This is a genomic window from Exiguobacterium sp. SH1S1 (assembly GCF_004337245.1).
Lineage (GTDB): Bacteria > Bacillota > Bacilli > Exiguobacteriales > Exiguobacteriaceae > Exiguobacterium > Exiguobacterium aurantiacum_A.
The window spans coordinates 14,782-33,818 of the sequence record NZ_SJUZ01000003.1 but is presented as its reverse complement, the minus strand read 5'-3'; the positions used below and the strand labels follow the sequence as shown (position 1 = coordinate 33,818).

At 53.2% G+C, this 19,037-nt stretch carries 18 protein-coding genes; 17 read left to right on the top strand and 1 reads right to left on the bottom strand.

Annotation, left to right across the window (positions count from 1 at the left end; translation table 11 throughout):
- The first annotated feature begins 104 nt into the window (after positions 1–104).
- The 10 genes from panB (at position 105) to nth (ending at position 9,653) form a co-directional block, all read left to right on the top strand.
- Positions 105–941, top strand: coding sequence for a 3-methyl-2-oxobutanoate hydroxymethyltransferase (panB, locus tag EVJ23_RS07835; RefSeq protein ID WP_070327416.1), 837 nt, complete (start codon positions 105–107; stop codon positions 939–941).
- Positions 938–1,768 (top strand): pantoate--beta-alanine ligase, encoded by an 831-nt coding sequence (panC, locus tag EVJ23_RS07830; RefSeq protein WP_070327415.1) that lies wholly within the window; start codon positions 938–940, stop codon positions 1,766–1,768. The genes panB and panC overlap by 4 nt, the downstream gene beginning before the upstream one ends.
- Positions 1,769–1,773: 5 nt before the next feature.
- Positions 1,774–2,157, top strand: a complete 384-nt coding sequence (panD, locus tag EVJ23_RS07825) for an aspartate 1-decarboxylase (RefSeq protein ID WP_070327414.1) — start codon at positions 1,774–1,776, stop codon at positions 2,155–2,157.
- Between the two features lie 116 nt (positions 2,158–2,273).
- Positions 2,274–5,084 carry an ATP-dependent DNA helicase DinG gene (gene dinG, locus EVJ23_RS07820; protein ID WP_131465363.1) on the top strand — a complete coding sequence of 937 codons (2,811 nt, stop codon included), beginning with the start codon at positions 2,274–2,276 and terminating at the stop codon, positions 5,082–5,084.
- A 64-nt stretch (positions 5,085–5,148) separates the two neighbouring features.
- Positions 5,149–5,334 (top strand): YpmA family protein, encoded by a 186-nt coding sequence (locus EVJ23_RS07815; protein WP_016509977.1) that lies wholly within the window; start codon positions 5,149–5,151, stop codon positions 5,332–5,334.
- Positions 5,331–5,810 carry a hypothetical protein gene (locus tag EVJ23_RS07810; RefSeq protein WP_070327412.1) on the top strand — a complete coding sequence of 160 codons (480 nt, stop codon included), beginning with the start codon at positions 5,331–5,333 and terminating at the stop codon, positions 5,808–5,810. Before EVJ23_RS07815 ends, EVJ23_RS07810 begins: the two co-directional genes overlap by 4 nt.
- Before the next feature lie 22 nt (positions 5,811–5,832).
- The gene (locus EVJ23_RS07805) at positions 5,833–7,020 is read left to right on the top strand and encodes a pyridoxal phosphate-dependent aminotransferase (protein ID WP_070327411.1); all 1,188 of its coding nucleotides are present in this window, start codon (positions 5,833–5,835) and stop codon (positions 7,018–7,020) included.
- Between the two features lie 20 nt (positions 7,021–7,040).
- Positions 7,041–8,342, top strand: a complete 1,302-nt coding sequence (asnS, locus tag EVJ23_RS07800; protein ID WP_070327410.1) for an asparagine--tRNA ligase — start codon at positions 7,041–7,043, stop codon at positions 8,340–8,342.
- A gap of 61 nt (positions 8,343–8,403) precedes the next feature.
- Entirely contained in the window at positions 8,404–8,991 is a 588-nt protein-coding gene (locus EVJ23_RS07795) for a DnaD domain-containing protein (protein ID WP_070327409.1), read from the top strand.
- Entirely contained in the window at positions 8,991–9,653 is a 663-nt protein-coding gene (gene nth, locus EVJ23_RS07790; protein WP_131465218.1) for an endonuclease III, read from the top strand. Before EVJ23_RS07795 ends, nth begins: the two co-directional genes overlap by 1 nt.
- Before the next feature lie 34 nt (positions 9,654–9,687).
- Here nth and EVJ23_RS07785 read toward each other — a convergent pair whose 3' ends face one another.
- Positions 9,688–10,539, bottom strand: a complete 852-nt coding sequence (locus EVJ23_RS07785; protein ID WP_083273962.1) for a DUF3800 domain-containing protein — start codon at positions 10,537–10,539, stop codon at positions 9,688–9,690.
- Positions 10,540–10,890: 351 nt separating this feature from the next.
- Here EVJ23_RS07785 and recU point away from each other — a divergent pair, with 351 nt between their 5' ends.
- From recU to gpsB, 7 genes are all read left to right on the top strand, one after another.
- Entirely contained in the window at positions 10,891–11,487 is a 597-nt protein-coding gene (gene recU, locus EVJ23_RS07780; protein WP_083273961.1) for a Holliday junction resolvase RecU, read from the top strand.
- Positions 11,488–11,507: 20 nt separating this feature from the next.
- Positions 11,508–14,108, top strand: coding sequence for a transglycosylase domain-containing protein (locus tag EVJ23_RS07775; RefSeq protein WP_131465216.1), 2,601 nt, complete (start codon positions 11,508–11,510; stop codon positions 14,106–14,108).
- 89 nt (positions 14,109–14,197) lie between these two features.
- A complete protein-coding gene (locus tag EVJ23_RS07770) occupies positions 14,198–14,758 on the top strand; it encodes a hypothetical protein (protein WP_233589592.1) in 561 nt (186 codons plus the stop codon).
- Positions 14,759–14,776: 18 nt separating this feature from the next.
- Complete coding sequence (locus EVJ23_RS07765; protein ID WP_070327406.1) at positions 14,777–17,026, top strand: DEAD/DEAH box helicase; 2,250 nt, start codon at positions 14,777–14,779, stop codon at positions 17,024–17,026.
- On the top strand, positions 17,023–18,180 hold the full coding sequence (locus EVJ23_RS07760) for a ribonuclease H-like domain-containing protein (protein WP_070327405.1): 1,158 nt from the start codon (positions 17,023–17,025) through the stop codon (positions 18,178–18,180). Before EVJ23_RS07765 ends, EVJ23_RS07760 begins: the two co-directional genes overlap by 4 nt.
- A complete protein-coding gene (locus tag EVJ23_RS07755) occupies positions 18,177–18,722 on the top strand; it encodes an SLOG family protein (protein WP_016509942.1) in 546 nt (181 codons plus the stop codon). The genes EVJ23_RS07760 and EVJ23_RS07755 overlap by 4 nt, the downstream gene beginning before the upstream one ends.
- Before the next feature lie 5 nt (positions 18,723–18,727).
- Entirely contained in the window at positions 18,728–19,024 is a 297-nt protein-coding gene (gene gpsB, locus EVJ23_RS07750) for a cell division regulator GpsB (RefSeq protein ID WP_051121542.1), read from the top strand.
- The last annotated feature ends 13 nt before the right edge of the window (positions 19,025–19,037 follow it).

The window sequence follows — 19,037 nt, the reverse complement described above, 5'->3', positions numbered from 1 at the left end:
GGACAGAAGGACACTCAACCTTGAGTTCGTTTTCGTGCGCCTTCTTGCCAATCGTGTAAGAAGGCGTTTTTCCTTTCCTGTCTCCACATTTAGGAGGAGAACATATGCATACGATGACTTCATTATTGAAAAAGATGAAGCAAGAAGAGAAGTTGGTCATGTTGACCGCTTACGATTATCCGTCGGCGAAACTGGCCGAAGCGGCGGGAGTGGACATCATTCTTGTCGGAGACTCACTAGGAATGGTCGTGCTCGGTTACGACTCGACGATCCCGGTGACGATTCATGATATGGTCCACCATGCCAAAGCGGTGCGCCGCGGGGCGAAGGACACGTTCGTCGTCGTCGATATGCCGTTCGCGACGTATCACGGTGATTTCGACCGAACGCTTCAAGCGGCGGCGACATTGTTCCAAGACGGACATGCCGACGCCATCAAACTTGAAGGGGCGGGCGAAGTGCTCGAGACGATCGAACGATTGACGAAAGTCGGCATGCCGTGTGTCGCCCATCTAGGGCTCACGCCACAATCGGTCGGCGTGCTCGAAGGCTATAAAGTCCAAGGGAAGTCGCTTGAGGATGCCGAGCAACTGATCAACGACAGCCTCGAGGCCGAACGGGTCGGGGCGAAAATGCTCGTTCTCGAGTGTGTGCCGCATCAACTCGCTAAAAAAATCGCCGAAGCGCTTCACATCCCGGTCATCGGGATTGGTGCCGGTGCCGACGTCGATGGGCAGGTGCTCGTCTATCACGACGTCTTGAAGTATGGCGTCGACCGTCTCCCGAAATTTGTCGAGGCGTACGCCGACGTGAACGCGGTCGCGACGAGTGCCATCGGCTCTTACGTCCAAGCGACGAAAGACGGCTCGTTCCCGCTCGAACGCCACACGTTCACGATGGACGAGACGCTGCTCGACACGTTGTACGGTGGCAAAGCATGAGGATCGTCACCGATCCGATGTCGTTACGTGAAACTCTGTCCGACGGGTTGACCGTCGGCTTTGTGCCGACGATGGGTTACCTGCATGAAGGACACTTGAGTCTCGTCGAGGCGGCCAAACGCGAGAATGATCGCGTCGTCATGAGCATCTTCGTCAATCCGACCCAATTTGGGCCGAATGAAGACCTCGATCGTTATCCGAGAGATTTTGAACGGGACGAACAGTTGGCGCGAGAAGCGGGGGTAGACGTACTATTTTATCCGGATACCGCGACGATGTATCCGCTCGATATGGCGCGCGTGACGGTGCGTACCGGAGCCGACGTCTTATGCGGCGCCAGCCGGCCCGGTCATTTTGACGGTGTGTTGACGGTCGTCTCAAAACTGTTCAACTTGGTGCGGCCGACGCGTGCTTACTTCGGCTTGAAGGACGCCCAACAAGTCGCACTGATCGAGGGATACGTCCGGGACTATTTCGTGCCGGTCGAGATTATCCGCTGTCCGATCATTCGTGAGGACTCGGGACTCGCCAAGTCGTCGCGTAACGTCTACTTGTCTGAAACGGAACGGATTGACGCGAGCGACATCAATCGAGCACTCATCGAGGCGCGTGACGCGTTGACTGAAGGGGACGCGATCACGTCGGTACAAGAACGACTCGTCGAACGGCTGTCGGCAATCCCGAACAGTACGATCGACTATGTCGAACTAGTCGACTATCCGACGCTTTCGCAAGTGACAGACTCGTCGACAGAACTGTTGATTGCAGTGGCGGTGCAGTTTGAACGCGCCCGCTTGATTGATAATACGATTTGGAAGAGAGGGTGAATCAAATGATTCGAACATTTATGCACGCCAAGCTACACAAGGCGACCGTGACCGAGGCGAATTTACACTACGTCGGCTCGATTACGATCGATGAGGATTTGATGGACGCGGTCGGGATTATGGAAAATGAGCACGTCCACATCACGAACAACCATAACGGCGCCCGCATTGAGACATACGTCATCAAGGGTGAGCGCGGTTCAGGCGTCATCTGCCTAAACGGGGCAGCGGCCCGCCATTTCCAAGTCGGCGATGTCGTCATCATCATGGCCTACGGTCAGATGACGGCTGAAGAGGCGAGATCGCATCGTCCGAAAGTTGCGGTGTTGAACGATCGCAACGAAGTCGATCAACTGTTGTACGAAGAAATCGCACATACGATTCTATGAACAGAGCGGGGATGCCCTTAGAGGCAACCCCGTTTTTTCGTGCATCGTTCTATGGTAAGATGAGACAGACAGAAAGAGACAGAAAGCACGAGCGTGCCGAAGATGGGATGGATGTTATGGACACTTATGTGATAGTGGATTTAGAGACGACCGGTCATTCCGTCAAATCCGGCGATGAACTGATTGAATTCGCGGCGGTGGTCGTACAAGGTAGTGAAGTGATTGAGCGCTACAGTACGTTGATTCGACCGAGTCGTCCAATCCCTCCTTTTATCACGCAGTTGACGACGATAACAGATCAGGATGTGGCGTCTGCTCCGGCGTTTGAAGACGTTATCCCTGATATTTGGAAGATGTTAGATGGGCGAGTGTTCGTTGCCCACAACGTTTCGTTTGATTTGAATTTTTTAAATGAGAGTTTAGAACTGGCAGGATATTTACCTTTCCAAGGGCGGGCCATCGATACGGTCGAACTCGCGCGCATCTTGTATCCGACACTTGAAAGCCACGCGCTCGAGTCACTCGCCGACACGTTCGACTTGGTGCACACGGACGCGCACCGCGCCCTCAGCGACGCCGAGGCGACCGCGGAGTTGTTTATTCAACAACTCGATCGTCTGCGGACGCTACCGGTCGTGACACTAAAACAGTTGCGCCGTCTGTCCGAGTCGTGGACGAGCAACATCGAGCCGTTGCTCGATGATCTCATCGTCGAGATCGGTATTCGGCCAGATGACGAGACGACGTACGATATCCACCGGAAAATCGCACTCCGTCGCCTGACTGATTCGTTTGAGCCGGCGATCGAGCGCGAACCGTTCGAACCGTTTCTTCATCGGACGATCGAAGAGACGCTTCCGTCACTGTTCGACCAATTCGAACCGAGACAAAGTCAATTCGAGATGATGCGGCACGTCTATAAGGCGCTCGACGATGAGGCGACGCTTCTCATCGAGGCCGGGACCGGCACAGGCAAGACGTTAGCCTACTTGATCCCGAGCGCGCATCACGCCCTTGAGACGAAACGCCCGGTCGTCGTCAGCACGCATACGATCCAATTACAAGAACAGCTGCTCAACCGGGACTTGCCGATCTTAAAAGCTATTTTCCCGGAAATCGAGTTCACGCTTTTGAAAGGAAGACGCAACTATATCGATCTCCGGAAGTTTGAGATGGTGCTCGAGGAGACGAATGACGGGATGCTCTCGGCGATGTGCAAGGCGATGGTGCTCGTCTGGTTGACCGAGACGGAGACAGGGGACTTGGAAGAGTTGTCACTCCCTGGAGCAGCGACACAAGGACCGGCTTCGTTCAAACGGCTCATTCAAGCCGACGCGGCAACGGACTTCGGCCGCTTCGATCCTTGGTATAGCCGTGACTTCTTCACGCGGGCCGTCCTGCGTTCGAAAGAGGCGGACATTATCGTCACGAATCACGCGTTGCTCTTCTCGGATCTGCAGCATCAGGCCGGGATTCTCCCGACCGACACGCCGCTCATCTTGGACGAGGCGCACCAAGTCGAAGAGGTCGCCTCGTATCATTTCGGCGTCACGTTCGACGCGATCCAGTTCGATCGCTTATTCAAATGGTTCGGCTACGGGGCCGACGGAAAGTTCCATTCCCGGCTGCTGCAACTTGCCGACTTGACGTCCGTGTCCGAAGAGACGGAAGCGTTCAGTAAAGAGACCGACCAGGCGTTAGCCCAAGTCGATGTCGAACTAGACGACCTGTTGACGGCGCTCCAGTCGCTCGGCAAGAAAAAAGATCAACGGCAAACCGTTCGCTTCGAACGGGAAGGTGACGTGTTCCGACCGATCCGTGAAGTGGCGAAGCGGCTTGAGAACCGTTTACGGACGCTTCGGATGTCGCTCCGGCAGATGCTTCGTCTTCTCGATGAGCATAAAGAGCATATGACGTTCAAGCAACGCGCCGTGATCGGTGACTTGAAGGCGTTCATCGGTGACGTGCGAGAGATTGAGAGCGTGCTGTATGAAACGATGCTCACCCGCGACGATGACGCTGTCAGTTGGGTCGAGTTGAACTTGGCCAACCGCAAATTGACCTCGGTCTATACGCAACCGGTCGAAATCGGACCGTTGCTCCATGAGCGCTTGTTTGCGAAACGGCCGACGATTTTGACGTCGGCGACGATGACCGTGTCCGGTCGGTTCGGCTTTATCGAGCGCAGGCTCGGTCTCGACGGGCAGGACGTGAGACGGGTCGTCCTCGCTTCGCCGTTTGACTTCAAGAAACAGGCGAAATTGTTCGTCCCGTCAGACATCCCGTTGATCAACGAAGTGCCGTTACCGCATTTCGTCGATCAAATCGCCGCTTCGATTGCCCGGATTGCCAACGTGACGAAAGGACGCATGCTCGTCTTGTTCACGTCGAACGAGCTGTTACGTTTGACGCACGAGGCGGTGAGACATCAGCTAGACGACGCGTATACGTTGCTTGCCCAAGGCGTCAGCGGCGGCTCGCGCAGCCGTTTGACGAAGCAGTTCAAACGAATCGATCAGTCGATTTTGTTCGGGACGGCCAGCTTCTGGGAAGGGGTCGATATCCCGGGCGAAGCGCTCACCTGCCTCGTCATCGTGCGTCTCCCGTTCGCCCCGCCCGACCAACCGGTCATTCAGGCGCGGTCCGAAAAAATTGAAGCGACCGGGAAGTCGTCGTTTTTCGAACTGTCACTTCCGCAAGCGGTCATCCGCTTCAAACAAGGCGTCGGTCGCCTCATTCGCTCGAAAGAGGATTACGGCGCCATCTTCGTCTTCGACCGCCGTGTCGAGACGACGCGTTACGGGAAACAGTTTCTCAATAGTCTACCGGCTGTCGACCGGATCGAAGGATCGCTCGAGACGTCACTGGCCGAGCTCGAACTGTTTTTAGATGAGAAAGAAGAGACGACTCTAGGAAATCAGAGATAACGCTAGGCAGCGTGAAATTATCGCTTTATAATGATGGGTATAGTGTTTTGAAGGAGGAGTAAACATGAATTCGAATATTGAGACGCTCGCGACCGTTCGGATCGAGCCGACGGCAGACGTGTACAAAATCGTCGACCTATTGAATCGTACACTGAAGAGCCAAGATTTGATGTTCGGTCTTGCACTAGAGAAAAAAGTGAATGATCCGAAGAAAGAAGAGATGGTGTTCACCATCTATCGGACAGAATGACGCGGAAGACAAAAGTAGTGGTTGCTCTTATGACGGCACTCATCGGTGTCGTCATCGTGTTTAGTGGGATTTATTGGTTCACGGTCGGTCATACGGAACGGACAAAACAAAACATGATCGCGGAAGCGCGCGATCGTCTTGAGGCCGAACAGCCGACGGTCCGGATCGAACGGGCTGAGCTCTTTAACGGGACGGAACCGTACGTCGTCTTCGAGGAGACGGACCGCGTCCTGTTCGTGCCGGTCGACAGTAAGCAACCGATCGAGACGCGTGAGATCGAGTCGGTCGACTTAGATAAAGTCTGTGCCGATTCGCTCGAGGAGACCGGTGGTACGCTCGTCAGTTGTAAGTACGGGTTTGACGAGCGGGCGCTCATCGAAGTCGTGACGAAATCAGGGGCGACGTATACGTATTCCTATTACACGCTTCAAACCGGAGACTTTATAAGACGGGTCCAACTGGCGGATTCGAACTGAACGAGATTAGAGGAGGATATCGATGGAACATCTATTGGCAAGACGTGTAAAACAGTTAACACCTTCGACGACGCTCGCGATCACGGCGAAAGCGAAAGCATTGAAAGCTTCGGGACAAGACGTCATCGGACTCGGGGCCGGTGAGCCGGACTTCAATACGCCTGAACGAATTATTGAGGCCGCATGCAAGGCTGCACGTGACGGCGATACGAAGTATACGCCTTCAGGCGGAACGGTCGCTTTAAAAGATGCCATCATCGAGAAGACGAAACGCGACAGCGACCTCACGTTCGAGCGTAACGAGGTCATGGTCGCCTCAGGGGCGAAACATGCGTTATACGCCTTGTTCCAAGCGATTCTCGACGAAGGTGATGAAGTCATCATCCCGGTCCCGTATTGGGTGAGTTATCCGGAACAAGTGAAACTTGCCGACGGTGTCCCGGTCTATGTGGAGACGACCGAGGCGACGACGTTCAAACTGACGCCAGAGTCACTTGAAGCCGCCATCACAGACCGGACGAAAGCGGTCATCTTGAACAGCCCGTCCAACCCGACCGGTATGATCTATACGGAGTCAGAGTTGGTCGCACTCGCCGAAGTCGTCAAGCGCCACGACCTGCTCGTCGTCAGTGACGAAATCTATGAGAAGCTCATCTATGGTGATAGCGAGTTCGTCTCGATTGCCACGCTTCCTGACATGCGTGAGCGGACGATCATCATCAACGGGGTCTCGAAGTCACATGCGATGACCGGGTGGCGCATCGGGTACGCGATCGGAGACAAGACGATCATCGAAGCGATGACGAACCTCGCATCGCACTCGACGTCGAATCCGACGTCGATCGCCCAAGCGGCGGCCGTCGAGGCGTACAACGGCTCGCAAGATGATGTCGAGATGATGCGGGTCTCATTTGAAGAGCGTCTTGAGATCGTCTATGAGAGATTGATCAACATACCAGGCATCACGTGCCTGAAACCGCAAGGGGCATTCTACTTATACGCCAACGCCAAACAAGCCGCGTCGATGAGCGGCTACGACTCGGTCGACGCATGGTGCGAAGCAGTGCTCGGTGAAGCATTCGTCGCGCTCGTGCCGGGATCGGGCTTTGGGCAGGATGATTACGTCCGCTTGTCTTATGCAACAGAATTGAAGCGAGTACTAGAAGCGCTCGATCGAGTGGAAAACTTTATCAAGAGTAGCGCTCGATAAGCGAAAGGATGGATATGAACATGACAACTATTTCAATTAGCCAATTTAAAGATTATGAAGGACAATCGGTCCGGGTCGGTGCCTGGATCGCCAACAAACGTTCGAGTGGTAAAATCGCCTTCCTTCAACTCCGGGACGGGAGCGGGTTCGCCCAAGCCGTCGTCGTCAAAGCAGAAGTCGCGGAAGAACTGTTCGCCCTCGCAAAAGGCGTGACGCAAGAGACGTCAGTCTGGGTGACGGGTAACGTCAAATCGGATGGCGGCCGGACGCCGCTCGGCTTCGAACTCGAAGTGACAGCGATGGAAGTCATCTCGGAATCGATCGACTATCCGATCACGCCGAAAGAACACGGGACGGAGTTCTTGATGGACAACCGTCACCTCTGGCTCCGGTCGCGTCGCCAGCACGCGATCATGAAAGTCCGGAACGAATTGATCCGGGCCACATACGAGTTCTATAACCAAGAAGGATTCGTCAAGATCGATCCGCCGATCATCACGTCGAGCGCGCCGGAAGGAACGACGGAGTTGTTCGAGACGGACTACTTCGGTCAGCCGGCCTACTTGTCGCAAACAGGTCAGTTATATATGGAAGCCGCAGCGATGGCGCTCGGAAAAGTGTTCTCGTTCGGTCCGACGTTCCGCGCTGAAAAATCGAAGACACGTCGCCACTTGATCGAGTTTTGGATGATCGAGCCGGAGATGGCATTCTTCGACCATGATATGAGTCTTGATCTGCAAGAGCGTTACGTATCGTACATCGCGAAGTCAGCGCTTGACCATTGCCGGAACGAGCTTGAGTTGCTCGGACGCGACTTGGAGAAACTTGAAAAAGTTCAAGCGCCGTTCCCACGTATTCGTTATACGGACGCGATCAAGTTCTTGAAAGAAGAAGGCTTCGATGACATCGAGTACGGGGATGACTTCGGGGCGCCGCACGAGACGGCGATCGCCAACGCGCATGATTTGCCGGTGTTCATCACCCATTGGCCGAAAGAAATCAAGCCGTTCTACATGAAAGTCGATCCAGAGAACCCTGAACTCGTCCTTTGTGCCGATTTGATCGCACCTGAAGGTTACGGCGAGATCATCGGCGGTTCGCAGCGTGAAGACGACTACGACCGCTTGAAAGAAGAGATCGTCAAAGAAGGACTGGATGAGACCGATGCGTATGACTGGTATCTTGAGTTGCGTAAGTACGGCTCGGTCCCACACTCGGGCTTCGGGCTCGGTCTTGAGCGGACCGTCGCTTGGATCAGCGGAATCGAACACATCCGTGAAGCGATTCCGTTCCCACGTCTATTGAACCGAATTCACCCATAATCGCCAATCGGGGATGACTAATTGTCTTCCCCGATTGATTTGTCTAGAAAGGATGTGCGACATGGATGCACATAATCTGATCAAGCTGTTTGAACAAAGTCCGGTCGTCGTTCCGAGGAAGCTGTTCACCGATGCACGTCGTCTCAATCTCAACCCGGTCGAGTTTTGTCTCGTCGTCCACTTGTTGGAGTTGACGGGAGAAGGCATCGAGATGCCGCTTCCGAGCGAGCTCGGCGACCGGATGAACGTTCCCGAGAGCGAGGCACGCTCTGTTCTGCTCGGGCTGCTGCAAAAAGAGCTCGTCGCCATCGATGCGTCGGCGGAAGTGGAGCGTTACAGTCTGCTCCCTCTTTTCCAAGCACTCGAAGAAGACGGCGCCCCTGAAAAAAATACGCAGTCGCTAAACGAGAACCTTATCCATACGTTCGAGCGGGAGTTCGGGACAATCACGCCGTTTGAGATCGAGCAAATCGTCGGCTGGTTGACCGAAGACGGTTTCAGTGAAGAACTCATCTTGGCCGCGCTCCGCGAGGCGAAACTGCGTAACGTCCGGAACTTCAAGTACATGGATAAAATCTTGAGCGTCTGGCAAGACCATAAAGTCGAGTCACTTGAAGACTTGGTCGAGTATCAACGGAGGAAAAAGTGATGTTGACGAGAGCTCAATTGAACGAAATCTCGGAGACGATGCGGCAAATGTTCCCGGACGCCCATTGTGAGCTGACCCACCGCAACCCGTTCGAACTCGTCGTCGCCGTGGCGCTGTCCGCGCAGGCGACGGACGCGCTCGTCAACCAAGTGACGCCTGGACTGTTCGAGGCGTTCCCGACGGTCGAGGCGATGGCTGCGGCTGACGTAGCGGAAATCGAGTCGCTCATTAAACGAATCGGTCTGTTTCGAAACAAGGCCAAAAACGTCAAAGCGCTGTCGATGCGAATTCTTGATCTGCACGGAGGGATCGTCCCGGACGACCGGGAATCACTCGAGGCGCTGCCTGGAGTCGGGCGCAAGACGGCGAACGTCGTGTTGTCGGTCGCCTTTCATGAACCGGCGTTCGCGGTCGATACCCACGTCGAGCGTGTGTCCAAACGGCTCGGCATCTGCCGTTGGAAAGACAACGTCCGTCAAGTCGAAGACACGCTCATGAAGAAGTTTCCCCGTGAAGACTGGTCGCAGCTCCACCACCAGTTCATCTTTTTCGGACGGTATCACTGCAAGGCACAACGGCCCGGCTGCGAGACGTGCCCGCTCTTGCATATGTGCCGCGAAGGCAAGAAGAGGATGAAGTCGCAACAAGCGACGAATTCATAAAAAAATCGCCTCGTAGATGGCTACGAGGCGATTTTTAATGGTTCCAGGGATGGTCGCTCCATTCGCGACGTTTTTTCGTGATCGGGACTTTTTTGAAGCCCCAGTTGCGGAAATCTTGGTCTGGACTGTCTTTACGAATGTAAATCTTGTCCTTGATGGCTTTGAAGATTCGGTTTTCATCCCCATAATGGACGAACCGTGGTTTCACTTCGATCACGCCGCGGCGCACGCGCGAGAGCGGCAGGCAGACGAGGTCAGCGATTTCAAGACCAGATTGATAGATCGTGCTTTGTTTCTCTGAGAAGATGAACCCTTTGATTTTTTGTCGGCTCTTCTCGACGTCGAGATGGACCGTCCCGGAATTGAAGATATCGAAAAATGCTTTTTGAATGAGCAGGTTCTGATAATCGTCGCGCGACTCGAGGACGACACGGGCGCTGACAGCTTCCGTCTCTTCCAAAAATGCATAAAACGATTTCATCAAATGGGCGAAAGCGACGACATAAGGGTCTTTCGGCGTCGAGTAGAAATCGTGAAGCTTCTGTTTATCGACCTCGACACTGACGATCGTGCAATTGATATCGCGCAAGAAGTCTGGGAGTTTGTTCCAAAAATCACGGAGCATATCGATTGTGATCCCATCGTCTTTTCCATATGGGTGCTCGGCCTTTAAAATTTCTTTTAAATGCAGTGGGATATTTTCCGTTTTGAAGACATCTCGCTTGAACGCTTGTAAGCGTCGCTTCAATTCGCACGGCATTCCGGCCTCATCGGCGTCAATCGCATACTTGTATTCCATCAATACCCCGGTCAAGTTGAACTGGGTGTTGCCTTTTGGTGTACCTGTCTCGTCGACGAACATGACATACTTCTTTTGTGTCTCCATCTTACTCCTCCAACAGGGCTTAGGGATATGGATTCTAAGCCGCCTAGTTTATTTCCAGTCCTCGCGAAACGCTCTCGATCGCTTACTTTTTTAAAGTCTCGTCAATCAGCGTTTAGCCTGTTCACATTTCGGTTAATAAGTAGAGGACCTATTGTAGAAAAGTATTCAATGACACAATAACAAGGTCGTGTCAATTTGAATACACAATGCACTACACACTAGTTTAACATACGGGAGTTTGGTACGATATGGATTGCGGAAAATCCACGGAGGAGTCGAGCGACATAACTCGACAATCAGACTTCAGACGGAAGGAACGAGTGGATCAACCTGTTAAACTAGTAATTAGGGGTGACGACATTGTTCCATTATCCAAACGGGAAGAAACCGAGAGCGGCCGAGATGCCGGCAAAGTCCAGTCCGCCAACGTATGCGAATCGAGGCATGAATTTAGAGACGCTTCTGAACGATACGAACGAGTTTTATCGACTCCACGGAAAAGCGGTCATTCATAAAAAACCGACTCCACTTCAAATCGTCAAAGTCGATTACCCGAAACGGAGCGCGGCCAAAGTGACCGAGGCGTATTTTAAGCAAGCCTCGACGACCGACTACAACGGGGTCTATCGCGGGAAATACATTGATTTTGAAGCGAAAGAGACGAACAATAAAACGTCGTTCCCGCTCGGAAACTTTCATGACCATCAAATCAATCACATGCGCGAGTGTGAGCGTCACGGAGGGATTTGTTTTGTCATCATCCGGTTTAGCCGCTATAATACGCAATATGTGTTATCAACGGAGCAATTATTACACTGGTGGGAGCAGCGAGAGACGGGACGGAAGTCGATCCCGCTCGCATATATTGAACAAGAGGCAATCGAAGTTCCAACACGAGCCCTTCCAGCCATCGATTATTTGACGGCGATTGAAGCGTGGCTCGATTGAATAGAAGGAGTGAAGCGTGAATGGAACGAAGTCGGATGGCGCGTCGACAAGATACGACGAAAAAGCCAAAGCAACAAACGAAAAAACCAAAACAACAAACAAAGAAACCGATGTGGAGACGCATCCTACTTATTATAGGATTGTTGTTGATCGTCGGAGTGGTCGTCGGAGGAGCTTATACAGCCTACGCGATTGCGACCGCACCGCCGCTCGATGAGGAGAAATTAGTCGATACGTATCCGATTCAGCTACTGTCGGCTGAAGGTGAACCGCTTGAAGAAAGCGGCCAGATCCGTGAGTACGTGTCCATCGACGATATTTCAGAAGTGATGCAGCAAGCGGTCATCTCGATCGAGGACCGTCGCTTCTATGAGCATAACGGAATCGACGTGCGCCGCATCGGCGGTGCCGTGCTCGCGAACGTGACCGACGGTTTCGGGTCTGAAGGTGGCTCGACGATCACGCAACAACTTGTCAAACAGTCGTTCTTGTCGACCGACAAGAAATTAAAACGTAAATTGCAAGAGCAGTGGCTCGCCGTGAAACTCGAGCGCGAGTACACGAAAGAACAGATTCTTGAGATGTACTTGAACAAGAACTACTACGGTTCAGGGGCGTGGGGTGTGCAAGCGGCCTCGAAGACGTACTTCAACAAGCCGGTGTCAGAAGTGAACTATCAAGAAGCGGCTATCTTAGCGGGACTCCCGCAACGACCGAGCGCTTATGATCCGATCGCTGGCGACCAAGAACTCACGCGTTACCGTCAAGAGCAAGTGCTGTCGGCAATGAAGCGGGACGGTCATATCACAGAACAACAGTATAACGAGGCGCTCGACGTCGAGATTGCCGACGTCATCTCGCCGGGTGCGCAGACAGAAGAAGAGTCTTACACCCGTTCGATTTACGCTCGTGTGCAAGCGGAGCTCGAAGAAGACTACGGCTTAGAGCAGTCTGATATTTACGGGACGGGTTTGAAAGTATATACGTCGATCAATAAAGAGCTGCACGCGAAATTCAATAAAGATATTAAGACAGATAACGTGAACATTCCAAACGGTGAGTTCCCGAAAGATCTCCGCATGGGAGCGACCGTGTTAAACACGAAGACGGGTGAAATCGTCGCCGTCGTCGACAGCCAACAGGCGGAACAAGGCGACAAGAACTACCGCGACTATTCGCGGGAGAAACGCCAAATCGGGTCGACGGCGAAGCCGTTCTTCGATTACGGTCCAGGGATCGAGAAAGCCCAATGGTCGACTGGAAAAATCTTGATGGATGCGCCGTTTGATGAAGGCGAATTCAATCCGAAGAACTATTACACGGGGTATCGCGGCGCCAACACGATGCGTTACTACTTGACGATTTCCGGGAACACGCCGGCCGTCCGCGCTTTCCAGGAAGTACAGGACGAGTTCGGTCCAGAGGCGATCGAGTCGTTCGTCGAGAACGTCGGCATCGAGCCGGCCCGCTCGGGTGACGAGTTGTTGCTTTCGAACACTCTCGGTACAGCCGAGGCGAGCACGACGCAAATGGCGGCCGCTTATGCGGCGCTCGGTGCGAACGGGATGTACACGAAGCCGCACTTGATTCAAAAGATTGAGTTCAACGACGGATCGACGATCAACTCGCCGATCAAAGCGAAGCAGGCGATGGAAGACTACACGGCCTATATGTTGACCGATATGCTCCGTGACGTGGTCAACACACCAACTGGTACGTATGCGCCTGATCCCTTCCAATACGACGTCGCCGGGAAGACCGGGACGACGAACGATAAAGATAAAAATCCAAACGATAAGTGGTTCACGGGTTATACGACCGACTACTCGATCTCGGTTTGGACCGGGAAAGCACCCGGAGCTGATAAGGATGCGCTTGCTGAGGACCACGCCCAGTACTACTTCGACTATATGATGCAAGAAGTGACGAAGGCGACGGGAAGTCCGGATCGCTTCCAGCAACCAGATTCGGTGCTATCGCTCGGCAATGAACTATACGTCAAAGGGACGAAACCAAAAGACTTAGAACCAAAAAATCTTCCGGCACCGACCGGCGCGTCGATCAATTATGACATTCCGTCCGACAGCGGGACGTTGACGTGGTCATATAATCGTCAAGCGGTCGAAGCGGACGGTTATCAAGGTCTCTCGTTCACCGTGACGGAGAAACGTCCGGACGGCAGCGAACGTGTCGTCGGAACGACGGAAGACACGAGCATTGCTATTTCGGGTCTCCGGAACGGGACGACGACGTTCACGATCGTCGCGACTGCTTCGAACCAGCTCGTAGGGGAGCAACAGTCGAGCCCGGCCCAAACGCAATACACGGTCGAACGCAGTCAAGAACCGGCTGAAGAAGAGGAAGAACCGGCAACGGAAGAGACGCCTCCAGAAGAAGAGCCGGCTGAAGAAACACCACCGAATGAGACTGACAACAATAACGGGAATGGTAACAACGGAAATGGAAATGGGAACAATGAAGGCGGTGAAGGAGAGACGACTGAAGAGCCGGCGACGGAGGAGACCCCTCCGGAAGAAGAATCTTCGACCGAGCTCGAATCACAGTCTAACTCAGACACGTCTGAATCAAACCAAGACCGTGAAAATGACAATCGCGAATAAATTGACTTACTTTAAACAGGGCGACATCAACGCCCTGTTTTTCTTTGTGGTTTGTTATAATGAAAAGAAAGCGAATAGGATGGTGACATATGGTTCAACTCTCTCTTAAGCGAAAGATGAAAGTGTTGTTTGTAATCGATCGACTGCAAGACGATGATCTTGGCCTGCCCCTTCACGGCGTCAACGGACTGAAGATGGGACGTATTCTGTTAGAAGAATCAATCCCGTTCGGACGATTAATCGATGATTCGGCCGTGGCAGAGGCGATCGGCCATCCTTATTTGAAACGGATCGGCGTCGAGACGATGTTTCTCGGCGATGAATCTTTTTATCCAGAACTTCTTCGCGGTAAGCGCCAAGCGCTGACGACGCACGAGGATTATCATAAAGCGGTGCAACGTTACACGAAACATTTGCAAGCAGTCCATTCGAAATGCACGAAGTTACATACCATCGTCTTGTTCGGCCGTTCGACGCACCTGTTATACAATGATGCGATGGAGCGGCTTGAAGAAGAAAATGAGCATGTCGCCGAGGCGTTCAAAGCGATGGAGGTGCTACACTTGCCTGCGGTTCATCGTCTCTTGCGTGACGAACGAATCAGTCAAGTGAAGACGATCGTGGAGCGACTTGCACCTTCAAAATCATGAAATAAGTTGGTGAGCACTATGCGGAAAAAACGTTCCGTCGAAGAGATGATTAAGACATTAAAGACCGACCCGAGTTTTTCCGCCAATGTCACACACTGGCATACGGTCGAGGCACAACCTGCAAGATACGCGGCCATCCCGTCGAGCGTCCCAGACGATCTTGTCCGGGTGTTAAACAGTCGCGGCATCGAGCAATTGTACACGCATCAGGCCGAAGCGGTCGAACAGACGTCACGTGGGAACTCGACTGTCATCGTGACGCCGACAGCTTCTGGTAAAACGCTCTGCTATAATTTGCCCGTGCTGTCTAGAATGATTGAGAAACCGACGGCACGAGCCCTCTATCTGTATCCGACGAAAGCGCTCGCGCAAGACCAGAACAGCGATTTGATGGAGATGGTCGAGGCGCTCGAAGGCGACCTCCGATGCTTCACGTATGATGGGGACACGTCGCCGGCAGCGCGGACGAAAGTACGGGACGCCGGCAACATCGTTATCACGAACCCGGATATGCTTCACTCAGGAATTTTGCCGCATCACACGAAATGGATCCGGTTGTTTGAAAACCTCGAATATATCGTTGTCGATGAACTGCATACGTATCGCGGCGTATTCGGGAGCCATGTCGCCAACGTCTTTCGGCGGCTCAAACGAATCTGTGCTTACTATGGAAGTTATCCGAAATGGATCATGACGTCCGCGACAATCGCGAACCCGGTCGAGCTGGCCGAGCTGTTGACCGAGGAAGAAGTGACGCTCGTCAACAATAATGGAGCTCCGCAAGGGAGAAAACACCTTATTTTCTATAACCCTCCGGTCGTCAATGAAGCGCTCGGGATTCGTCGGAGTGCCACGCTCGAAACGAAGCGGATCGCATCAAAACTTGTCGAGGCCGATATTCAAACGATCGTCTTCGCTCGGTCACGGGTCCGTGTCGAGGTGCTATTGACGTATTTGCAAGAATTGACGAGACGTGAACTTGGACCGAAGTCGATCGTCGGTTATCGGGGCGGTTATCTTCCGTCAGAGCGGCGTGAGATTGAACGCAGGCTCCGGAACGGTGAAATCAAAGCCGTCGTTTCGACGAACGCGCTCGAACTCGGTGTTGACATCGGTCAACTCGAGGCGTGCGTATTGAACGGATATCCCGGCACCGTCGCCTCGCTCTGGCAGCAAGCAGGAAGAGCCGGCCGTCGCCAGTCGGAATCACTCGTCATCTTCGTCGCCTCGTCGTCATCACTCGACCAACTCGTCGTCGAGCAACCAGACCTGATTTTAGAGCGTTCGCCTGAGGCGGCCCGTCTTGACCCGAACAACTTGATCATTTTAGTCGATCATATGAAGTGCGCCGCCTTCGAGCTCCCGTTCCAAAAAGGGGAGCGTTTCGGTACGGTCGAGACCGAGGATATCCTTGATTTCTTGACGGACGCGCAAATCTTGCATGAGCGTGCCAATAAATACTATTGGATGACGGACGCCTTCCCGGCCCACGACATCTCGCTGCGGACGAGCGATCAAGAGAACGTCGTCATCGTCGACCAGACGGCGAAACATCAAGTCATCGGCGAGATGGACACGTTCAGTGCGATGACGCTGCTTCACGACGAGGCGATCTATTTGCATGGGGCCGAGCAATATCAAGTCGAGAAACTCGATTTTGAAGAGAAGAAAGCGTACGTGCGGCGCGTCGATGTCGATTACTACACAGACGCAAACTTGGCTGTGGAGTTAAAAGTGCTAGAAGAAAACAAGACGAGCGGTGCCAAGACGTTCGGTGAAGTGTCGGTCATCGCAATGGCGACGCTGTTCAAGAAAATCAAGTTCGGGACGCATGAGAATATCGGATCTGGTCCGATCCACTTGCCGGAACGGGAGTTGCATACGACGTCGACCTGGTTCACGCTCGATGACCGGTTCGCTTACTCGGAAGCCGATATGGAAGATCAGCTCGAGGCCGTCAGTGACTTGTTGCGCCGGCTCGCCCCGCTCTACTTGATGTGCGACACGCTCGACTTGTTCACGACGATTCAAATGAAAGCGACCCATACGAATAAACCGACCGTCTACTTGTACGACCGCTATCCGGGCGGTATCGGCTTGAGCGAAGCGCTCTTCCGAGACGCCGCTGAAATTTTAGACGCAGCAATCCGCACGGTCGAGGATTGTCCGTGTGTGAGCGGATGCCCACGTTGCGTCGGGATGATCGGCTACGGTGACTTTAAAGACCAAGTTGTCAATCAGTTGACCGCATTGAAAGGGACGATATGAAAGCGAAGCTATCACGACTCATCAAAACAAATGAACCGAAACAAGCGACGGTCACACCAGATGACGCGGAGCAAGCCAAGTGGATCGCGCGAGGTGGCGAGATCTTGACGTTTGAAAGCGAGTGGTGCGTGCGCTTGAAAGAGATTTATCCGCTTGAAGCGACGTATCACGACTTTACGTTCGACGCGGCGAAACGTGCCCTCGGGACGGCAGACCATCCGTTCTTCACGGTCGACGTGCCGTATGACCAAGTGTTGTTCATGGATACGGAGACGACCGGGCTCCGTGGTGCCGGGACGTCCATCTTTTTGATCGGGTTCGCCCGCTTCAAGCCAGACCATCTCGAGATGATTCAGTACGTATTGCCGCACCCGGCGTTTGAGACGGCGTTCTACTATCACTTTCTCAATGACATCGGCGACGAGATCCGGTTCGTGACGTACAATGGAAAATCGTTCGATTGGCCGCAAATCAAGACGCGTCATACGTTCGTCCGGACGAAAGTGAAGGCGTTGCCCGCCGTCGGTCATGTCGATCTGTTGCATGCGTCAAGGCGTCTGTTGAAGCCGACACTCGAGTCGGTCTCGTTAAAAGCGGTCGAGGCCCATTTTGGACATGCCCGAACGGACGATCTGCCAGGTTTTCTCGCCCCGATGCATTACTTTCAATACGTCAAAGAGCGGGACCCTGATATTTTACAACCGGTCATCGAGCACCATCACGCCGATTGCTTGAGCCTCGTGTCGCTTTATAAGCGGCTCTGTCACCTCGTCGAAGCAGACGAGCCGACGTTTGGAGAAGAGCGGGCCCATTGGTTGAACGATCTAGGGAGTACGGACGAGGCACTCAAACAGTATGAACGGATCGAGCAACCGACAAAACGAGCGAAAATGCGTCAAGCGCTGCTGTTAAAGCGGACCGGCCGCATCGTCGAAGCGCTTCCTCTTTTCAAAGAAGTCGGGACGACCGAGGCGTTGGTCGAGCTAGCCAAGTATGCAGAACATCAGCAAAAAGATGTCGTGTCAGCCATTCGATATACCGAGCAGGCGATTGCGATCGTGGAACAGCAAAAGACGGTCTTGAAACAGACCGTCCAAAAACAGCAACACGCGCTCAACCATCGTCTAGCTCGGTTAGAAAGGAAGAGGTTATGAAAGTTGTTGCGATTACCGGGTATCGGCCCCATGAGCTTGGGATCTTCAAAGCTGACCATCCTGGCATCGAGATCATCCAAGAAGCGTACCGCCGAAAGATCACAGAAGCAATCGAACTCGGGGCCGAATGGTTCATCTTCAGTGGAACGAACGGTTGTGAATTGTGGGCAGGACAAGTATTGTTAGAGTTAAGAGAAACACACCCGATTAAAATCGCGGTGTTTCCGCCATTTTTAGAGATGGAAGAACGGTATAAGCCGTATGAACAAGAGTTATTCAGCCAGTTGCGGCTCGAAGCCGATTTTTTTGAACCGCTCACGCAACGTCCTTATGAAGACCCGAGTCAGCTGCGCGCAAAAACAGCGTTCTTTTTAGACAAGGCAGCAGGATTAATTACGTTGTATGACGAAGAGACGGGAGGAAGCCCCCGTTTCCTCGTTGAAGGGGCTAAACGAAAACACCAGATGGAACTATTCATGATCACACAAGACGACCTGCGTGTGATCGAGGAAGAAAAACAGTGGGAACAACAGTGGGAGTGAAGACTATGCAAACCGAATTAACAGCCGAAGCAATCTATAAACAAGAATTCAAGACGGCCCTCCGCGGCTACTCGCAAGAAGAAGTCGACCAATTTTTAGACGTCGTCATCCGGGACTATGAGAAGATGGCGAAAGAGATCGAACGTTTGCGACAAGAGAACGAATCGTTGCGCCGTGGTTCAAGCGAACCGACCGAGCCGGTGAAACCGGCCCAACCTGTCGCCTCGAACTACGATATGTTGCGTCGGATTTCAAACTTAGAAAAGGCCGTCTTCGGAAAACAAGTCGGACCTAGCGAATAACGAGAGGAGGTGG

Bases quoted from the DNA above. Each gene is read 5' to 3' on its own strand.
- EVJ23_RS07810 (WP_070327412.1), top strand. From the start codon at position 5,331: ATGACGCGGAAGACAAAAGTAGTGGTTGCTCTTATGACGGCACTCATC.
- EVJ23_RS07765 (WP_070327406.1), top strand. From the start codon at position 14,777: ATGCGGAAAAAACGTTCCGTCGAAGAGATGATTAAGACATTAAAGACC.
- EVJ23_RS07770 (WP_233589592.1), top strand. From the start codon at position 14,198: ATGGTTCAACTCTCTCTTAAGCGAAAGATGAAAGTGTTGTTTGTAATC.
- EVJ23_RS07785 (WP_083273962.1), bottom strand. From the start codon at position 10,539: ATGGAGACACAAAAGAAGTATGTCATGTTCGTCGACGAGACAGGTACA.
- nth (WP_131465218.1), top strand. From the start codon at position 8,991: ATGTTGACGAGAGCTCAATTGAACGAAATCTCGGAGACGATGCGGCAA.
- dinG (WP_131465363.1), top strand. From the start codon at position 2,274: ATGGACACTTATGTGATAGTGGATTTAGAGACGACCGGTCATTCCGTC.
- EVJ23_RS07755 (WP_016509942.1), top strand. From the start codon at position 18,177: ATGAAAGTTGTTGCGATTACCGGGTATCGGCCCCATGAGCTTGGGATC.
- EVJ23_RS07815 (WP_016509977.1), top strand. From the start codon at position 5,149: ATGAATTCGAATATTGAGACGCTCGCGACCGTTCGGATCGAGCCGACG.
- panD (WP_070327414.1), top strand. From the start codon at position 1,774: ATGATTCGAACATTTATGCACGCCAAGCTACACAAGGCGACCGTGACC.
- asnS (WP_070327410.1), top strand. From the start codon at position 7,041: ATGACAACTATTTCAATTAGCCAATTTAAAGATTATGAAGGACAATCG.
- EVJ23_RS07795 (WP_070327409.1), top strand. From the start codon at position 8,404: ATGGATGCACATAATCTGATCAAGCTGTTTGAACAAAGTCCGGTCGTC.
- EVJ23_RS07775 (WP_131465216.1), top strand. From the start codon at position 11,508: ATGGAACGAAGTCGGATGGCGCGTCGACAAGATACGACGAAAAAGCCA.
- panB (WP_070327416.1), top strand. From the start codon at position 105: ATGCATACGATGACTTCATTATTGAAAAAGATGAAGCAAGAAGAGAAG.
- EVJ23_RS07805 (WP_070327411.1), top strand. From the start codon at position 5,833: ATGGAACATCTATTGGCAAGACGTGTAAAACAGTTAACACCTTCGACG.
- gpsB (WP_051121542.1), top strand. From the start codon at position 18,728: ATGCAAACCGAATTAACAGCCGAAGCAATCTATAAACAAGAATTCAAG.
- panC (WP_070327415.1), top strand. From the start codon at position 938: ATGAGGATCGTCACCGATCCGATGTCGTTACGTGAAACTCTGTCCGAC.
- EVJ23_RS07760 (WP_070327405.1), top strand. From the start codon at position 17,023: ATGAAAGCGAAGCTATCACGACTCATCAAAACAAATGAACCGAAACAA.